Genomic DNA, 17,589 nt, shown 5'->3' on the forward strand with positions numbered 1-17,589 from the left:
TTTTCATTAGCTTAGAGAATCTCTTTAAGGCATTCAAGCTTTGGGGTGATTATTTGAGGCAATAAGTTGGACTAATAAAAAGGCTGACCTATCGGCCAGCCTAGATAAATTCGATGGGTTTTACGCTGTGTTAGCTGACTTCAATGCCTTGCGCTTGAAGGTCGGCATGGTAGGAAGAGCGAACAAAAGGACCACACGCTGCGTGAGTAAAGCCAAGCTCTAGAGCAATCTCTTTCAACTCATCAAACTCTGATGGCGGCACGTAACGTTCCACTGGTAAGTGGTGGCGGCTTGGCGCAAGGTACTGACCTAGCGTGAGCATGGTCACGCCGTGCGCACGCAAATCTTTAAGTACTTCGACGATCTCTTCTTTGGTTTCACCCAGTCCCATCATCAAGCCTGACTTAGTCGGGACATCTGGATGCTGCTCTTTAAACTTGCGTAGCAGCTCAAGTGACCACTTGTAATTCGCACCCGGGCGCGCTTTACGGTAAAGACGTGGCGCGGTTTCAAGGTTATGGTTGAAAACATCGGGTGGATTGTCTTTGAGCAGATCCAGCGCGACATCCATGCGGCCACGGAAATCCGGCACTAAGGTTTCAATACGAATGTGCGGATTGAGTGCGCGAATCTCGCGGTTACAATCGGCAAAATGCTGAGCACCACCATCACGCAGATCATCGCGATCCACTGAGGTGATCACCACGTATTTGAGTTTCATGTCGGCGATGGTTTTCGCCAATTTTTTCGGTTCTTCGGCTTCTGGCGCAAGAGGGCGGCCGTGGGCCACATCGCAGAATGGACAGCGGCGAGTACAAATCGCGCCCAGAATCATAAAGGTGGCGGTGCCGTGGTTAAAACACTCGGCCAGGTTTGGACACGAGGCTTCTTCACAAACGGAGTGCAGGTTGTTTTTGCGCATCGCTGACTTGATGTCTTGAATTCGTTGACTGTCTGAAGGCAGCTTGATCTTCATCCACTCAGGCTTACGCAGGACTTCCTTCTGCTCAGTCGGCATGTTCTTGACAGGGATCAGGGCCATTTTGTCAGCGTCGCGATACTTAACGCCTTTTTCCATTTGAATCGGTTTACTCATGCTTCTCTTTACTTCTCTTTACTTTTTATGGCGTTACTCGTGTGGTGCTAAATTCAACTTGATCATAACCAAGTAAAGTAACGAGCTCTTTTATCAGCGACTCTTCAACGTCAGGGAGAGAGGCCGCTGTGTTTAGCTGACGAACCTGCACCATTTCCATTCCGGCATAGCCACAGGGGTTAATGCGCAGGAACGGCGACAAATCCATATCGACATTGAGCGCTAGGCCATGAAACGAGCAGCCTTTGCGGATTCGCAGTCCCAACGAACAGATTTTACGTCCGTCGACATACACGCCAGGTGCATCAGGGCGCGCGTTGGATTCAATGTTGTACGCTTTGAGCGTTTGGATAACGAGGTTTTCGATATGTGTGACCAAATCACGCACGCCGAGTTTTTTGCGCCGTAGGTTAATCAGAAAATACGCCACTAACTGACCAGGGCCATGGTAGGTCACTTGCCCGCCACGATCGCTTTGCACCACAGGAATATCACCGGTACTGAGCAAGTGCTCTGCTTTTCCCGCTTGTCCTTGAGTAAACACAGGATTGTGTTCAACCAGCCACACTTCATCTTGGGTGTCGTCGTTTCGGCTGTCAGTGAAGTCATGCATTGCGCGCCAAATCGGCTCGTAATCTTGTCTTCCTAATCGTCTGACCACCAACTGGTTGTGCATAGCTGCGCCCGTTATCCATTAATAAAGTCGAAAGATTATAAACTGCTTCTGCTAAAGGCACTACAACCTAGCCACACATTTTTAACCTATCAGTTTGGTTAGAATAATTATCTATCTGATATCTAAAAAGAAAGCAGCTTGCGCTGCTTTCAAAAAAATTTTAATAAATCAAAAATAATTACAGAACCATGCGAACAATGTCGATCTCACCCAGTTCTTTGTACAGGGTTTCGACCTGTTCAATTGAGGTGGCGGTGATGTTGACGGAAACCGAGTGGTAGTTGCCTTTGGCGCTCGGTTTCACACTTGGGCTGTAGTCACCAGGAGCATGACGCTGGATGACTTCCAGTACTTTCTCTGGTAGCTCAGGTTTAGCGTGGCCCATGACTTTGTAGGTAAATGAGCAAGGGAACTCGAGTAAATCCTTTAGCTTTGCATCCGAATTAATAGTCAGCATATTGTTACTCCAAACTGGACTGTCGATTTTTGCAGCGGTGCATAGTACTGCGAAAATCATCAAACCTCAACCGAGCCTGATTGGCGGCCACGTTAGGTGGTTGGCGTACCGACCACGGGCGTATTAGGCTGCGGGGATAAAAATAGAAAAGCCGCCCTTGGCGGCTTTAAGCATGACAGCAGGGTTAGCCTTTATAGGAAGCTTTTAAACAGCATCACTATGTAGTCCCACAGGCGGCTGAACAAACTGCCTTGCTCGACACTTTCCAGTGCCAGCAGTGGGTATTCAGCCACATCTTCGCCTTCAAGTTGATAGTATAGCTTACCAACGACGTCACCCTTGTTAATGGGGGCTTCGAGCTCTTTTTCAAGGATAAAGCTGGCTTTCAGCTCTTTCGCTTGACCACGAGGTAGAGTCACAAAGGTGTCTTGATCGAGACCGAGCTTCACGGTGTCTTTGTCGCCCATCCAAATCTTCTCTTCGACAAAGGTTTCCCCAGCTTGGTGCGGTGCGACGGTTTCAAAGAAGCGGAAACCGTAACTCAACAGCTTTTTGCTTTCCGACTTACGTGCATTGGCGCTCTGTGTGCCCATCACGACAGCGACAAGTCGCATTTTCCCTTCGGTCGCAGAGCTCACGAGACTGTAGCCTGCGTTGCTGGTATGGCCGGTTTTGATGCCGTCCACGCTCATGCTTTTATCCCACAGCAAGCCGTTTCGGTTGTACTGAGTAATGCCGTTGTAGGTGTAGCTCTTCTCAGAGTAGATGCGGTACTCTTCCGGAACATCACGGATTAGGGCTTGGCCCAATAGCGCCATGTCATACGGTGTGGAGTAGAGGTTTGGGTTATCGAGGCCGTGAACGTTGGCGAAATGCGTGTTGTCCATGCCCAGTGAGTTTGCCCAAGCGTTCATCAAGTCTACAAATGCATCCTCAGAACCTGCAATGTGCTCGGCCATCGCAACACAGGCGTCGTTGCCCGATTGAATAATGATGCCACGGTTCAGGTCTTCCACTTTGACTGTGGTGCCGACTTCGATGAACATTTTTGATGACTCAGGGAAGTTCTTCGCCCAGGCATTTTCGCTGATGGTGACGTCATCACTGAGGTTGATGTTGCCACGTTCAAGTTCTTGACCAATCACATAGCTGGTCATCATCTTGGTCAGGCTTGCCGGTGAAAGCTTGGTATTCATCTCTTTCTCAGCAAGGATTTTGCCTGAATGGTAATCCATCAACACGTAGCCCTTAGCGGCAATTTGCGGCGCGTCAGGCACAACAATCGGCGAGGCAATCGCTGAATTCGCGAGGGTTGCACAAAGTGCAACGGAAGAAATAAAAACAGATTGAGTTAGCGTTGTTTTTTTCATATCAAAGTCAGAATTATTTTTCACTGTCCATATGTTAACAGAAACAATCACTCAAACCAGTGCAAGGACGACCACACACTGGGTTGAGGACTACTGGTTGCGAATAAAGGCGCTGGAGTAACCCAGCTCTTTCACTTGTTCTAACGTTTGCTCTGTGAGCAAGTAGTCTTTAAAAGGGCCTAAAAAGACACGGTGAATTTTATCGCCCGAGGTGACGTGGCTTTTCACCGACAATTTTTGACTCAGATCTTGCGCTAAAGTTCGCACGCGATCTTCATGTTGTGAAGAGGCGACCTGGACAACATAACTGGGCTGACTTTTTTTCTTCAGCTCTGAGTCCGGCTTTTCTGAGGTGATCACTTCGATCTCCACATTGGCCACACCCGTTTTCACCACGTCTAGTTTGACCGCCGCCGCGTAACTGAGGTCGATAATTCGTCCCTGATGAAACGGTCCACGGTCATTGACGCGGACGATGGTGGTTTTGCCATTGTCTAAATTGGTCACTTTGACGTAGCTCGGCAGAGGCAAGGTTTTATGGGCCGCCGTCATTGAGTACATATCGTACACCTCACCATTGGAGGTGAGATGACCATGAAACTTTTTGCCGTACCAAGAGGCTTGTCCCTTTTGCTTAAAGCCTTCGGGCTCTTTGATGATCGAATAACTTTGGCCGCGCAGGGTATAACTTTTATTGCCGCCTAAGCTGTAGGGCTCATACTGCGGGTGTGCATCCTCAATATGGTCGACAGAAATCGGTTTCGATGGCGCGACGTCATCCTCGATGCTGTAGCGTTTGGAGGATGAACAGCCTGCAAGCACCAGGAGCGATGCCAACATGACGAAAATAGGGTGCGTAATGGCCATGATTAGGTTGCCTTTGAAAATGCTTTTCTATGGGTATGGATCGACATCAATATGCCAAAACCCGCCATGAGCGTCACCATCGAGGTGCCGCCATAGCTGATTAACGGTAACGGCACGCCAACCACGGGCAAAATGCCACTCACCATACCAATATTGACAAATACATAGACGAAGAAGCTTAAAACGATACTGCCTGCCATCATACGACCAAAGGCGGTTTGGGCTTTACTCGCTAAAAACAGACCTCGACCAATAATAAACAGATAGAGACTGAGCAGCACTAAGATGCCGATCAATCCCCACTCTTCGGCGATCACCGCAAAAATAAAGTCGGTGTGGCGCTCGGGTAAGAACTCTAGCTGAGATTGAGTACCTTGTAACCACCCTTTACCGTTAATTCCGCCTGAGCCGATGGCTATTTTACTTTGGATTATGTGATAGCCCGCGCCAAGTGGATCGGATTCTGGATTGAATAGGGTGCGCACGCGAACTTTCTGATACTCGCGCATGAGGAAAAACCACAAGATCGGTAAAAAACCACCAACGGCGCACAGCGCGGCGAAAATAATGCGCCAACTGATCCCGGCAAGGAAAATGACGAAAATCCCCGATGCTGCGATGAGAATCGAGGTGCCAAGGTCGGGCTGTTTAGCGATCAAAATCGTCGGCACGAACACCATTACCAGTGACGCAACCAAGGTTTGAAAACTCGGTGGCAGCGCACGTTTACCGATATAGCGCGCCACCATCAGCGGCACCGCCAATTTAAGCAGCTCTGATGGCTGAAAACGCACAAAGCCCAAGTTGAGCCAACGCTGCGCGCCTTTAGAGGCCTCACCAAAAAACAGTACGCCAAACAACAAGATAACGCCGCCGATAAACATGACAGGCGCTAAGGCTTCATAGGTCCTGGGCGGCACTTGGGCGAGCAACAACATCACACCCAGTGACAGCGCCATGCGCATCGCTTGGCGGTCCATCATCGCCAGGCTTTGACCACTGGCGCTGTACATCACCACTAAGCCAAAACCCATCAGGACGAGTAGACCAAGTAGCAAAGGCAGATCGAGATGAAAGCGCTCAAAAAGCGCTCGGTTCTGACCGGTGGCTGGATTGAAATCCATTACTGTGCCGCCTCCTGTTTTTTCTCAACGAGAACATGATCAAACACGCTACGGACCACAGGTCCCCCTTGTGATGAGCCGCCGCCGGCATTCTCTAGTACTATGGTGACAATCACTTCAGGATCCTCCAGTGGCGCAAAGCCAGTGAACAAGGCGTGATCTCGCAGGTGCTCGGCCAGCTCTTCTGCGTTGTACTCTTGATCTTCTGCAAGCCCAAACACCTGCGCGGTACCGGATTTACCCCCACTGACGTATTCTGTGTTGGTAAAGGCGCGTCGCGCGGTGCCTTTCTTACCGTGGTTTACCAAACGCATTCCTTCAATCGACATCTCCCAAAATTTGTCCTTCACGCCAGTGATGGGTGGGTAGGTGTCGATGTCGGCCAGTTGACGCTTCGCAAACTCTTCACCATTGTCAATGGTGGCGCGCAATAGATGCGGGGCGATGACTTTTCCTCGGTTAACCAGCACAGACGTCGCCTTGGCAATTTGCATAGGCGTTGCGGTCCAATAGCCTTGACCGATACCAACAGGAATCGTATCACCTTGATACCAAGGCACGCGATGCCTTGCCATTTTCCATTCTCTGGTTGGCATGTTCGCTTTGCTCTCTTCGTGAATATCGATGCCGGTGTAGTCGCCAAAGCCAAACATCATCATCCATTGAGAGATGCGATCTATACCCATGTCGTAAGCGATTTGGTAGAAGAAGGTATCGACGGATTCTTCTATCGATTGCACGATGTTCACGCGACCATGCCCCCAACGCAACCAGTCACGAAAAGGTTTCGTCTTCGAATTGGGGATCTTCCAGTAGCCTGGGTCATTGCGGGTGGTGTAGGGGGTGACGACACCCTCTTGCAGCGCCGCGACAGCCATAAATGGCTTGATGGTTGATGCTGGCGGATAGATACCCAGCGTCGCACGGTTGACCAACGGACGATTCTTATCGGTCAATAGCGCGTTGTAATCTTTGCCTGAAATACCATGCACGAAGGCATTAGGATCGTAACTTGGGCTTGAGACCATGGCGAGCACGCCATTGTCGTGTGGGTCAAGTACCACGGCACTGCCGCGTCGGTCGGCGAGTAACTCATGGATGTAGAGCTGCAAGTCGATATCAAGGTTGAGCACGATGTCTTTGCCGGGCTCAGGTGGTACGTATTTCAATGTACGAATTACGCGCCCACGGCTGTTGACTTCCACCTCTTGGTAGCCCGCAATACCATGCAGTACGTCCTCATAGTAGCGCTCGATGCCGAGTTTACCGATGTCACGAGTGGCTTGGTAATTGGCGTCTTTCTCTTCACGTATCAAACGCTGCATATCACGATCGTTGATTCGAGAGACGTAGCCAATCACGTGAGTGAGGACTTCACCATAAGGGTAGTGACGTTTGAGCGCCGCGTTCACGGCGACACCAGGAAACTTGTGCTGATGCACGGAAAACTTAGCCACTTGTTCTTGAGTGAGCTGAGTAAGAATCGGCACCGATTTGAAGCGGCGAGTTTGACGACGCTCGCGCTCAAAGCGTTCAATCTGATCGTCTGTGATGGTGACGATGCTTTGTAATCGACTCAGGGTATCTTCCATATCGTCGATTTGCTCTGGGGTGATCTCGAGGCTAAATACTGGGCGGTTTTCTGCCAGCAGCTTGCCGTTTCTGTCATAGATCAAACCACGATTGGGGGCGATCGGCACCACTTTGATGCGGTTGTCGTTAGATCGAGTTTTGTAATCTTGGTATTGATTGATCTGGATGTTGTAGAGGTTACCAACCAGTAGCCCCATCATGACGACAATGCCTAAGAAAGCGACAATAGCACGGCCTTTGAATAGCCGCGCTTCTTCCTGATAATCCCTAATTTGGCTACGCTTTCGCAACATCTATTGGTTATTCTCGATGATATGGGTGGTTGGCGGTAATGCTCCACGCTCGGTACAGGCTTTCTGCCATCACAATGCGTACCAGAGGGTGAGGTAAAGTTAACGCGGACAGTGACCAGCTTTGATCCGCGGCGGCTTTGCACGCAGGGGCTAAACCTTCTGGGCCACCGATCAAAATCGATACGTCACGACCATCTAGCTTCCAACTCTCCAGTTGTTCTGCAAGTTGGGGGGTGTCCCATTTTTTACCAGGAATATCGAGAGTAACAATTCGGCTGCCTTTTGGCACGGCGGCGAGCATGGCTTCGCCCTCTTTTTGCAAAATCCTTGCAATGTCGGCGTTTTTACCTCGTTTTCCTGCTGGAATTTCCACCAACTCTAAAGGCATATCGTGAGGGAAACGGCGGCGGTACTCTTGAAATCCCTCTTCTACCCATTTGGGCATTTTGGTGCCGACTGCAATGAGTTGAAGTTTCATCGATCAGCTCCAGAGTTTTTCCAGTTGGTAAAGCTCGCGCTGCTCTTCTTGCATGACGTGAACAATGGTTGAACCCATATCCAGCACCACCCATTCACCTAGGTCTTGACCATCAATACCGAGTGGCACTAGGCCGGCCAGTTTGGACTCTTTTGCAACGTGATCAGCGATGGACGAGACATGACGCTTCGACGTGCCTGTGCAGACAATCATAAAATCGGTAATGCTTGATTTTCCTTGTACGTCGAGCACAGTGATGTTTTGCGCTTTCATGTCGTCGGCTTTGTCGACAAGAAACTCGTTAAGCTGTTCTAGTTGCAAGTGTTGTTCCTCTCTTGTTTGGATGAGCGTATGGCTAGCGGCGATGACAGGGCTCTGCACGGCCTACTCTGTTGGGGCCGAAGTATACCACGCATTTCAAATGTGCACTTGTGGCAAGCAAATTTCCAGACTCAGTTGATGTATTTGTGGCCAAGGGCTCTGCTCATATTGCGTTTTGGCAGTCAGTTCAATCTGGGCCAGCAGTTGCAGGAGTCGCATAAGGCGCGCAGTATCCAATCTTTGCAAAGCGCTGGAATAGAGCGGACGTTTGGAGGACCAAACTTTGTAGCGTTCCAGCACTTGCGCCAATGGCAGGGTTTGCATCAGCGATTTCATCGCCAGTAGTTGCTCAAGCTCTTTTTGAACCGTGCGGACAAGGATCACAGCCTCGACGTCTTCCGCTTCAAGCTGGCGCAAAATACGATCGGCACGATTGGCTTTGCCTGCCAGCAGGGCATCAATCCAATGAAATGCGGTGAAGTGATTGTGACGGCTCAACGACTCTTCAAGTCGCACTAAGGTCAGCTTGCCATCGGGATAGAGCAGAGCAAGTTTCTCTAGGCTTTGCGTCAGAGCGAAGAGGTTTCCCTCGTGCCACTGAGCAAGCATCTTGGTCGCTTCGGCATCCGGCTGCAAGCCTAGGGCGCGGCAGCGAGTTTGGACGAATTGGGGCAATCTGGCTAAATCAGGCGTGACGCAGCTGACCCAGCATCCCTGTTGGTTGAGCGTCTTAAACCACTTGGCGTTTTCTTGGGCTTTGGTCAGTTTGGTGCCGATGATGATCAACAACAGATCGCTGTGAAGAAGCTCGGCAATGGCCAGCAGTTCTTTGGCCATTGCGGCATTGACACCCGACTCTGGAAGTTCCAGCTCGATCACTTGCCGGGCGCTGAATAGGCTCATCGCTTGGCACGCATCATAGACGGGCGCCCAGTCAAAGCGGCTGTCGACCGTATAGCGGTGACGCTCTTCAAAACCCGCTTCACGGGCTTTGGCGTGTATGGCTTGGCGAGACTCTTGAATCAGCAGCGGCTCGCTGCCGAATATCAAAAACAGCGGATCAAGTTGGTGGTTTAGGTGCTGAGCTAACCTATCTGCAAAAATTCTCATGCGCGATAACGAACTCGGGATTACTCAGTGACCGGAGCGGGCGCATCATCGCTGTAAAAGGTCTTGACGCGATATTGCTCTTCTTGCGCTTTGAGTTGTACTTGTTCTTCGTTCTCTAGCTCGATTTCGTTGGCTTCGATATCGGCTTTAAGGCGCGCCATTTGGCGAATGATTTGGGTGGCTGCGAGCTTGCGCATCTCATCTTCGATCATGTCGCGCTCAACCGATTTCGCTAGCGCTGACAGCGGGTTATCCAGGTAGCTACGGGTGACGCTCGTAGAGAAGGTTTTGGTGCCAAGATCGGGCACGGTAACGCGATAGGAGGCACGGAAGGTGAGCTCTTTCTCCGCCGCACGCGTGTTTTGGTAAAGCGAGAGGGTGCGCTCGCCAACGCCTTCACTGATCAGGTGCAAATTGGCGATGTTTTCCGCCGGTGGCACGATCTCGATTTCACTCATACGTAGCTGCGCTTTCATCATGCGGGTAAAGGTGCTGTATTTGTCGTAACTGGTCAATGACATCTTATCGAGCTCCTCTGGAACCGAGTAATCACCACGTAAGTGGAAACCACAACCAGCAAGAAGCGAGGCAACCAACAGTGCGCTGGTTAGCTTAACGGATGAGATTGAAAATAGACGCATGAGTGAACGGCTCTTTGGTTAAGAATACTAATAGTATGAACGAAAGTGTTATAGACCACAGTGGTTGGATAACTTCGGTGAGCGCTCTGTCAAAAATAAAACGCTCATCGAAGTTAAGCAGGGCACTAGGCCCTGCTTAAGACTCGAACTAATGGGATTAGTTCGCCACGATGTTGAGAAGTTTGCCCGGGACGTAAATCACTTTACGAATCGTCAAGCCTTCTGTGAACTTGGTGACGTTCTCATCACCCAAACCGAGTGCTTCCACTTCTTCTTTGCTGGCATCGGCCGCCACAGTGAGTTTGGCACGTAGTTTACCGTTGACCTGAACGACGATCAGTTTCTCGTCTTCAACCAGCGCTTTCTCGTCATGTTGTGGCCAAGCCGCGTTGTCGATGTCTGTGATGTTGAGCGCATTGCCCATTTCAAAACAGATGTGCGGAGTGATAGGGTAAAGCATCACGACCACGGCTTTCAGTGCTTCATCCAAAATCGCACGATCTTGCGCTGAGTCTTGTGGCGCTTTTGATAGCTTGTTCATTAGCTCCATGATTGCGGCAATAGCGGTATTGAAGGTTTGACGACGTGCAACATCATCGGTCACTTTAGCAATAGTTTTGTGGACATCACGACGCAATGCTTTTTGGTCACCCGACAAGGAAGACGCATCCACTGCTTCAGCTGTGCCTTTTGATGTGTGCTCATTGACCAGTTTCCACACGCGTTTCAGGAAGCGGTTCGCGCCTTCTACACCAGACTCTTGCCATTCCAATGTCATATCGGCTGGCGAGGCAAACATCATAAATAGACGTACGGTGTCAGCCCCGTACTTGTCGACCATCTCTTGTGGGTCAATGCCGTTATTTTTCGACTTAGACATCTTAATCATGCCTGAGTGCGTTACATCACGGCCCGCGTTGTCTTTGGCCGAAATAATGCGACCTTTACCGTCACGTTCGACAGCCACATCGGTCGGCGCTACCCACTCTTTACCGCCTTTTTCGTTCTCAAAGTAGAAGGCGTCTGCCAGTACCATGCCTTGACACAGCAGTTGCTTGAACGGCTCGTCAGAGGTGACGTAACCAGCATCACGCAGGAGTTTGTGGAAGAAGCGAGAGTAGAGCAGGTGCATACACGCGTGCTCGATACCACCAACGTATTGATCAACTGGTAGCCAGTAGTTGGCTTTTTCAGGATCAAGGATGTCGTCCGCTTGTGGTGAACAGTAACGCGCGTAGTACCAAGATGATTCCATAAAGGTATCGAAGGTGTCTGTTTCACGCAGCGCAGGTTCGCCGTTGAATGTGGTCTTCGCCCACTCTTTGTCGGCTTTGATAGGGCTTGTTACGCCGTCCATGACCACGTCTTCTGGCAGAATGACTGGTAGTTGGTCAGCTGGTACTGGGTGAACTTCACCGTCTTCAGTCGTTACCATTGGGATTGGCGCCCCCCAGTAACGCTGACGAGATACACCCCAGTCACGCAGACGGAAGTTAACAGTTTTAGTCCCTTTGCCTTCTGCTTCTAGCTTGGCTGCGATTGCGTCGAATGCCGCTTGGAATTCTAGGCCATCGAATTCACCGGAATCGAACAGTACGCCTTTTTCTGTGTAGGCCGCTTCAGAGATGTCGAGCTCACTGCCATCAACGGGTTTGATAACCGGTACGATATCGAGACCGTATTTGGTCGCGAACTCATAGTCACGTTGGTCGTGCGCCGGTACCGCCATAACTGCGCCTGTACCGTAATCCATCAGGACGAAGTTCGCCACAAAGATTGGCACTTCACGACCGTTCAATGGATGAATAGCAGTAAGGCCCGTCGCCATACCTTTCTTCTCCATGGTCGCCAGTTCCGCTTCCGCGACTTTATTGTTCTTACACTCATCGATAAACGCAGCAAGCTCTGGGTTGGTTTGAGCCGCCAGAGCAGCAAGAGGGTGACCTGCCGCGATGCCCACGTACGTCACACCCATGAGTGTGTCAGGGCGTGTTGTGTAGACTTCTAGGTCTTGTTGACCCTTGACTTTAAACTTGAGTTCAACACCTTCAGAGCGACCGATCCAGTTGCGCTGCATGGTTTTCACCATTTCAGGCCAGCCGTCTAGATTGTCGAGGTCGTCTAGTAGCTCTTGAGCGTATTCAGTGATCTTGATGAACCACTGTGGAATTTCTTTTTGCTCTACAGGCGTGTCACAACGCCAGCAGCAGCCGTCTTCAACCTGCTCGTTGGCAAGAACGGTTTGGTCGTTTGGACACCAGTTAACAGAAGAGGTCTTCTTGTAAACGAGGCCTTTTTGATAAAGCTTAGTGAAGAACTCCTGTTCCCAACGGTAGTACTCTGGCGTACATGTCGCGAACTCACGGTTCCAGTCATAACCGAAGCCAAGAAGCTTAAGCTGGTTCTTCATGTATTCGATGTTTTCGTAAGTCCAAGGCGCTGGTGCCGTGTTGTTTTTCACCGCCGCGTTTTCAGCCGGAAGACCAAATGCATCCCAACCGATAGGCTGCATGACGTTTTTGCCTTGCAGACGTTGGAAACGAGAGACCACATCACCGATGGTGTAGTTACGCACGTGACCCATGTGTAGACGACCACTTGGGTAAGGGAACATAGACAGACAGTAGAATTTTTCTTTATTTGGGTCTTCACTTACAACAAAGGTCTTGTTGTCATCCCAGTGCTTTTGAACTTTCTGTTCAATATCTTGCGGGTTGTATTGCTCTTGCATCGATGATATCCGGTTATCTTGGAAATTGTGAGTTCAGTTCGAACAGACATAAATAGATCGTCATAGAATACCTAAAGGAGAGGTGCACAACAATAGCGGAAATTCTGGATTATTCCTAAGGAGGTCACCATGGCAAAACAGAAAGCCGGTTATGAGGAGATGTTTGAGGATGTTCTCGAAGCCCTCAAACATAGCCCGGAAGAAGTCAACCATGTGCTAGAGACATCAGGTAAGGTGGTCGAGGCGGCGAACGATTTAACTAAAGACGAATTGGCGCTGGTTTCCGCCTATGTCAAATCAGACTTGAAGGAGTTTGCCGACAACTATGACCGCTCGAAAAGCAGCCCTTTCTATCTGATGATTGCAGACTCGATTTGGCAAGGCTTGCTTGAGATAACCGATCGAACCAAAGTGGAGTGGGTGGAGCTATTTACAGACTTGGAGCACCAAGGACTTTATCAGGCCGGTGAGGTGATAGGGCTTGGGGTGTTGGTTTGTGATGATTGTGGCCATAAAACCGAATACAACCACCCCACTACTATCATTGCTTGTACTAAATGCGGTTGCAAAGGCTTTACGCGGCAAGCGCTACAACCTTAACCGCGTGGTTGTTTTACTGAGTGATGGGGCGTTCGCCCCGTCTTGAAGACAGAAATGCCCCCAACAGACTCAATGCCGCCCAGCAATACAATGGCCACGTACCCCATTGATGGTACGGCGTTTGCCCTGTGGTGGAGACCACTTGTGCAGTGAGCACTGCGGTTTCAAACTGCGGGATTTGCGCGGTGATCTTTCCTTGATAGTCTGTGACCGCCGTGACGCCATTATTGGTCGAACGAATCACAGGCTTACCCAGCTCTAACGCACGCATTCGTGCAATTTCCATGTGTTGCAGCGGGCCAATCGAGTGACCAAACCACGCGTCATTGGAGAGAGTCAAAATGAAGTCGGTCTCATCGTTAACGTTTTGCCTTACTTGGTCGTTAAAGATGATCTCATAACAGAGCGCGGGCGCGAAATGGCGACCGTTGGCGTACACGTTGGGTTGGATAAACGCGCCGCTACTGAAAGAAGACATCGGCAGATTAAAGAAAGGAGCCAGCGGGCGTAATATCTCCTCAAAAGGCACGAACTCACCAAAGGGTAGAAGATGATGCTTGTGGTAGCGCTCGCTCAGATCATAACGGTACTCATCACGCCCAGACTTACCTAAGGTCAAGATGCTATTGAAGAACTGACGCTGTTCACCCATATTGACGACGCCGGTGATCACGGCGCTGTCGTTCATCTTCGCCGCTGAGTCTAAGTTGGAAAGGAAAGAGGCGATTTCAAATTCAAACGCAGGAATCGCCGCTTCTGGCCAGATGATGATATCGGCATTCCAGTTTTCACGGGTCAAATCGGTGTACTTCATCATGGTCGGCCAACGCTGACTCGGAACCCATTTGATTGCTTGGTCAATGTTGCCCTGAATCAACGCAAAACGAGTACTGCTGTCAGGGTTTGGTGTTACCCACTGTGCACTGCGCAGACCGAAGCCTGTTGCGAGAATGACAAGGGGAATCCACAGGATTGACCATTGGCGTCGAAGCCACGCAAAGGCTAGGGCACTCGCGCTTAACACACACAAAAGGGTAATCAGCTCAACGCCACCTAGCGGGGCGAACTGGGCAAGCGGGCTATCGATTTGACTGTAGCCGAGCCACAACCATGGAAAGCCAGTCATTACCCAGCCTCGTAACCAATCCATGAGCAGCCAAAGAGCCGGAAAGGCAAGGAAATAGCGGCGCCTTGAAAGTGCAGGAAACCACTTATTTATCAGGTAACAGGCGAGTGCCGAATAGAGAGCAAGATAGCCGACCAACAGCGCCATTAAAAACAGACTGGCGATTTTTGGCATGCCGCCGAAGGTATCAATACTGACATGAACCCAGCTGATGCCGGTGGAAAATTGACCAAGTCCCCAAGCATAACCAATCGCAAAACTGCGTTTACTCGACTGCTGGTGGATGAGAAGCAGCAGCAGTGCAGGGCTGATAATCGCTAAGGGCCACAGTTGATAAGGTGCAAAAGCAAACGTGGTTGCGGCGCCAACAAAAACGGCCGCGAACGGCCGTTTTAGGCGATGAATGAGGGGATTCATCATGGATGTGATCTCTAATACTACTCTTGAGTAGGCTCAGGTTGAGCGTCTTCTTCTGGGATCGTCACTTGAAGTTGCAGTACGCGGCGGTTGTCCGCGGCGGTGACTTTAAAGCTGTAGTTGTCGATTTCCAGCACTTCCCCTCGTGAAGGTAAGTGACCGAACGCCGTCATGACTAAGCCGCCCACAGTATCGACTTCCTCATCGCTGAAAGAAGTACCGAATGTGGTGTTAAAGGTTTCGATCGTTGTCAGCGCCTTCACCGCAAAGGTGTGTTTGCTCAACTTGCGGATATCGATCTCTTCCTCATCGTCGAACTCGTCTTCGATTTCACCGACGATTTCTTCCAAGATGTCTTCGATCGTCACCAATCCAGACACACCACCGAATTCGTCGACGACAATCGCCATGTGGTAACGCTCTTCACGAAACTCTTTAAGGAGTCGGTCAACGCGTTTACTTTCAGGAACAACCACCGCAGGGCGGATCACTTCCTCAATGTTAAATGGCGAGCTGTCAGAGCCTAAGTATTTTAATAAGTCCTTCGCTAGTAGGATGCCTTCAACGTGGTCTTTGTCTTCACTAATGACAGGGTAGCGAGAGTGTTGTGCATCGGTAATCAGCATTACTAGCGCATCCAGATCGTCATTGCGGTCAATAGTGACCATCTGAGAGCGAGGCAGCATGATATCACGCACTCGCATCTCGGAAATCTCCATGACGCCTTCGAGCATGTCGCGGGTGTCATGGTCAATTACGTCGTTTACTTCCGAGTCGCGGAATACTTCCACTAACTCTTGGCGATCTTTTGGGTCGCCCTGGAAGATTTGGCCCAGGCGTCCGAAGAAGGACTTTCTACTCGGACCTTCAGATTTTTCTTTCTTACCTTCTAAGGCAGAGGGAGAATTGTCGTCGTTCATTGTTTCTCATTTTAGTCACGCTACCAAAGTGTGGTAGCTCACATAGCACTCGCGCTCATGGAGGTAATTGAGCGTAAAGTGACGATGCTGAGTGCCGAAAGCCGACACTCAATCTTCCGTTTCATAAGGATTGGCGATGCCCATTTTGTCTAGAATCTCGATTTCGAGAGACTCCATTTCTTCGGCTTCGTCATCCTCAATATGATCATAACCTAGCAGATGCAAGCTACCATGTACAACCATATGCGCCCAATGTGCCATCAAGGGTTTACCTTGTTCATTGGCTTCTTGTTCAACCACTTGGCGGCAGATGATCAGGTCGCCCAGCAAATCCATCTCGATGCCCGGTGGTGCTTCGAAAGGAAAAGACAACACATTGGTTGGCTTGTCTTTGCCGCGATATTCGTGATTGAGCTGTTGGCTCTCTTCGCTATCTACGATGCGAATCGTCACTTCCGCATCCGATTGAAAAAGGGTGACCGCGGCGTTTAGCCATTGGCTAAACTGCTCGAATGTCGGTAGCCCCGTTTCTTGTTCGACCGCGAGTTGCAGATCGAGTTCGATGCTCATGACTCTTTACTCTCTGTCGAAGGGGCAACGTGTGCCTGTGGCGCAGACGCGACCTGAGTGTCGAGCAGTTTCGCTTCGCGCTCTTCACGGCGACGCTTTTCATACTCTTTGCGCTCTTTTTGATCTTGCGCTTCCCATTTTTCATAGGCGTTGACGATACGAGCGACGACAGGGTGGCGAACCACGTCATCAGACTGGAAGAAGTTAAAGCTGATTTCCTCAACGTCACTGAGCACTTCAATCGCATGACGCAGGCCAGACTTCGCGCCGCGTGGTAAGTCGATTTGCGTGACATCACCAGTGATCACAGCACGTGAGTTAAAGCCGATACGAGTCAAAAACATTTTCATCTGTTCGACGGTGGTGTTCTGGCTCTCGTCGAGAATGATAAACGCATCATTCAAGGTTCGGCCGCGCATGTACGCAAGCGGCGCCACTTCAATGACATTACGTTCAATCAGTTTCTCGACCTTCTCAAAACCGAGCATCTCAAACAGCGCATCGTAAAGTGGGCGCAGATAAGGGTCGACTTTTTGGCTCAAATCACCCGGTAGGAAACCGAGCTTTTCACCGGCTTCGACCGCAGGACGCGTGAGTAGAATACGGCGAATTTCTTGGCGCTCTAATGCGTCGACTGCAGCGGCGACCGCAAGGTAGGTTTTACCTGTACCGGCAGGGCCAATACCAAAGCTGATGTCGTGCGTCACCATGTTGACGAGATACTGGGCTTGGTTTGGCGTACGTGGTTTGATGACGCCCTTCTTCGTTTTGATGAAGACTTCTTTGCCATGCTCAATATTCGACTCAAGATTTTGCTCAAGGACGCCCGTTTCTTTGATCGCAAGATGGATTTCGTCAGGCTCAATATCAGGAATGGTGCCACGTACTGGCGCCGTGTTGACGTAGAGTGTTTTGACGATTTCAAGCGCTGCCGCGGCAGTATGAGGCTTACCTACGATGGTAAAAAAGTTGCCTCGGTAGCTGATCTCTACCCCTAAACGTCGCTCAAGGTGTTTGATGTTGTCATCGAATGGACCGCATAGACTGGCGAGTCGGCGGTTATCTGAAGGTTCTAGATCGATTTCTAGCGTAACGATTTTATTGCTCAAAGTTGCCTCACATAATTGGCCATTTAAGAAAGCCCGATTGAGACCGGGCTTACAATGGCGACAGTTCCTATTACTAAGATGGCTACTTAG

At 50.2% G+C, this 17,589-nt stretch carries 17 protein-coding genes; 1 reads left to right on the forward strand and 16 read right to left on the reverse strand.

Annotation, left to right across the window (positions count from 1 at the left end; all coding sequences use genetic code 11):
* Positions 1-130: 130 nt before the first annotated feature.
* The 12 genes from lipA to leuS all read right to left on the reverse strand — a co-directional run bounded on the left by lipA (position 131) and on the right by leuS (position 12,757).
* On the reverse strand, positions 131-1,096 hold the full coding sequence (lipA, locus tag AC6R0L_RS08135; RefSeq protein ID WP_334555136.1) for a lipoyl synthase: 966 nt from the start codon (positions 1,094-1,096) through the stop codon (positions 131-133).
* Positions 1,097-1,121: 25 nt separating this feature from the next.
* Positions 1,122-1,772: a lipoyl(octanoyl) transferase LipB gene (gene lipB / locus AC6R0L_RS08140; protein ID WP_334555137.1), complete on the reverse strand. Its 651-nt coding sequence runs from the start codon at positions 1,770-1,772 to the stop codon at positions 1,122-1,124.
* A 178-nt stretch (positions 1,773-1,950) separates the two neighbouring features.
* Positions 1,951-2,229 (reverse strand): DUF493 family protein YbeD, encoded by a 279-nt coding sequence (ybeD, locus tag AC6R0L_RS08145; protein WP_334555138.1) that lies wholly within the window; start codon positions 2,227-2,229, stop codon positions 1,951-1,953.
* A 191-nt stretch (positions 2,230-2,420) separates the two neighbouring features.
* The gene (locus AC6R0L_RS08150) at positions 2,421-3,599 is read right to left on the reverse strand and encodes a serine hydrolase (protein ID WP_500628825.1); all 1,179 of its coding nucleotides are present in this window, start codon (positions 3,597-3,599) and stop codon (positions 2,421-2,423) included.
* Between the two features lie 90 nt (positions 3,600-3,689).
* Positions 3,690-4,466, reverse strand: coding sequence for a septal ring lytic transglycosylase RlpA family protein (locus AC6R0L_RS08155; RefSeq protein ID WP_334555140.1), 777 nt, complete (start codon positions 4,464-4,466; stop codon positions 3,690-3,692).
* Positions 4,467-4,468: 2 nt separating this feature from the next.
* Positions 4,469-5,590, reverse strand: a complete 1,122-nt coding sequence (gene rodA / locus AC6R0L_RS08160) for a rod shape-determining protein RodA (RefSeq protein ID WP_487903190.1) — start codon at positions 5,588-5,590, stop codon at positions 4,469-4,471.
* Positions 5,590-7,476, reverse strand: coding sequence for a penicillin-binding protein 2 (gene mrdA / locus AC6R0L_RS08165; protein WP_487903191.1), 1,887 nt, complete (start codon positions 7,474-7,476; stop codon positions 5,590-5,592). The genes rodA and mrdA overlap by 1 nt, the downstream gene beginning before the upstream one ends.
* Before the next feature lie 7 nt (positions 7,477-7,483).
* Entirely contained in the window at positions 7,484-7,954 is a 471-nt protein-coding gene (gene rlmH / locus AC6R0L_RS08170) for a 23S rRNA (pseudouridine(1915)-N(3))-methyltransferase RlmH (RefSeq protein ID WP_334555143.1), read from the reverse strand.
* A gap of 3 nt (positions 7,955-7,957) precedes the next feature.
* Positions 7,958-8,275, reverse strand: coding sequence for a ribosome silencing factor (gene rsfS, locus AC6R0L_RS08175; protein ID WP_334555144.1), 318 nt, complete (start codon positions 8,273-8,275; stop codon positions 7,958-7,960).
* A gap of 96 nt (positions 8,276-8,371) precedes the next feature.
* Entirely contained in the window at positions 8,372-9,385 is a 1,014-nt protein-coding gene (holA, locus tag AC6R0L_RS08180) for a DNA polymerase III subunit delta (protein ID WP_487903192.1), read from the reverse strand.
* A gap of 20 nt (positions 9,386-9,405) precedes the next feature.
* The gene (locus AC6R0L_RS08185; protein WP_334555146.1) at positions 9,406-10,026 is read right to left on the reverse strand and encodes an LPS-assembly lipoprotein LptE; all 621 of its coding nucleotides are present in this window, start codon (positions 10,024-10,026) and stop codon (positions 9,406-9,408) included.
* 157 nt (positions 10,027-10,183) lie between these two features.
* A complete protein-coding gene (gene leuS / locus AC6R0L_RS08190) occupies positions 10,184-12,757 on the reverse strand; it encodes a leucine--tRNA ligase (RefSeq protein ID WP_500628826.1) in 2,574 nt (857 codons plus the stop codon).
* A 129-nt stretch (positions 12,758-12,886) separates the two neighbouring features.
* Between leuS and AC6R0L_RS08195 the strand changes: the two genes are divergently transcribed.
* On the forward strand, positions 12,887-13,357 hold the full coding sequence (locus tag AC6R0L_RS08195; protein WP_487903195.1) for a zinc ribbon-containing protein: 471 nt from the start codon (positions 12,887-12,889) through the stop codon (positions 13,355-13,357).
* Between the two features lie 13 nt (positions 13,358-13,370).
* Here AC6R0L_RS08195 and lnt read toward each other — a convergent pair whose 3' ends face one another.
* The 4 genes from lnt to AC6R0L_RS08215 form a co-directional block, all read right to left on the reverse strand.
* Positions 13,371-14,903, reverse strand: coding sequence for an apolipoprotein N-acyltransferase (lnt, locus tag AC6R0L_RS08200; RefSeq protein WP_500628827.1), 1,533 nt, complete (start codon positions 14,901-14,903; stop codon positions 13,371-13,373).
* Between the two features lie 17 nt (positions 14,904-14,920).
* On the reverse strand, positions 14,921-15,820 hold the full coding sequence (corC, locus tag AC6R0L_RS08205) for a CNNM family magnesium/cobalt transport protein CorC (protein WP_334555150.1): 900 nt from the start codon (positions 15,818-15,820) through the stop codon (positions 14,921-14,923).
* 108 nt (positions 15,821-15,928) lie between these two features.
* Complete coding sequence (gene ybeY / locus AC6R0L_RS08210) at positions 15,929-16,390, reverse strand: rRNA maturation RNase YbeY (RefSeq protein ID WP_500628828.1); 462 nt, start codon at positions 16,388-16,390, stop codon at positions 15,929-15,931.
* Positions 16,387-17,499, reverse strand: coding sequence for a PhoH family protein (locus AC6R0L_RS08215; RefSeq protein ID WP_334555152.1), 1,113 nt, complete (start codon positions 17,497-17,499; stop codon positions 16,387-16,389). Before AC6R0L_RS08215 ends, ybeY begins: the two co-directional genes overlap by 4 nt.
* Positions 17,500-17,589: the final 90 nt, after the last annotated feature.

This window comes from Vibrio sp. R15-SG3-ISO1A (genome assembly GCF_059833955.1).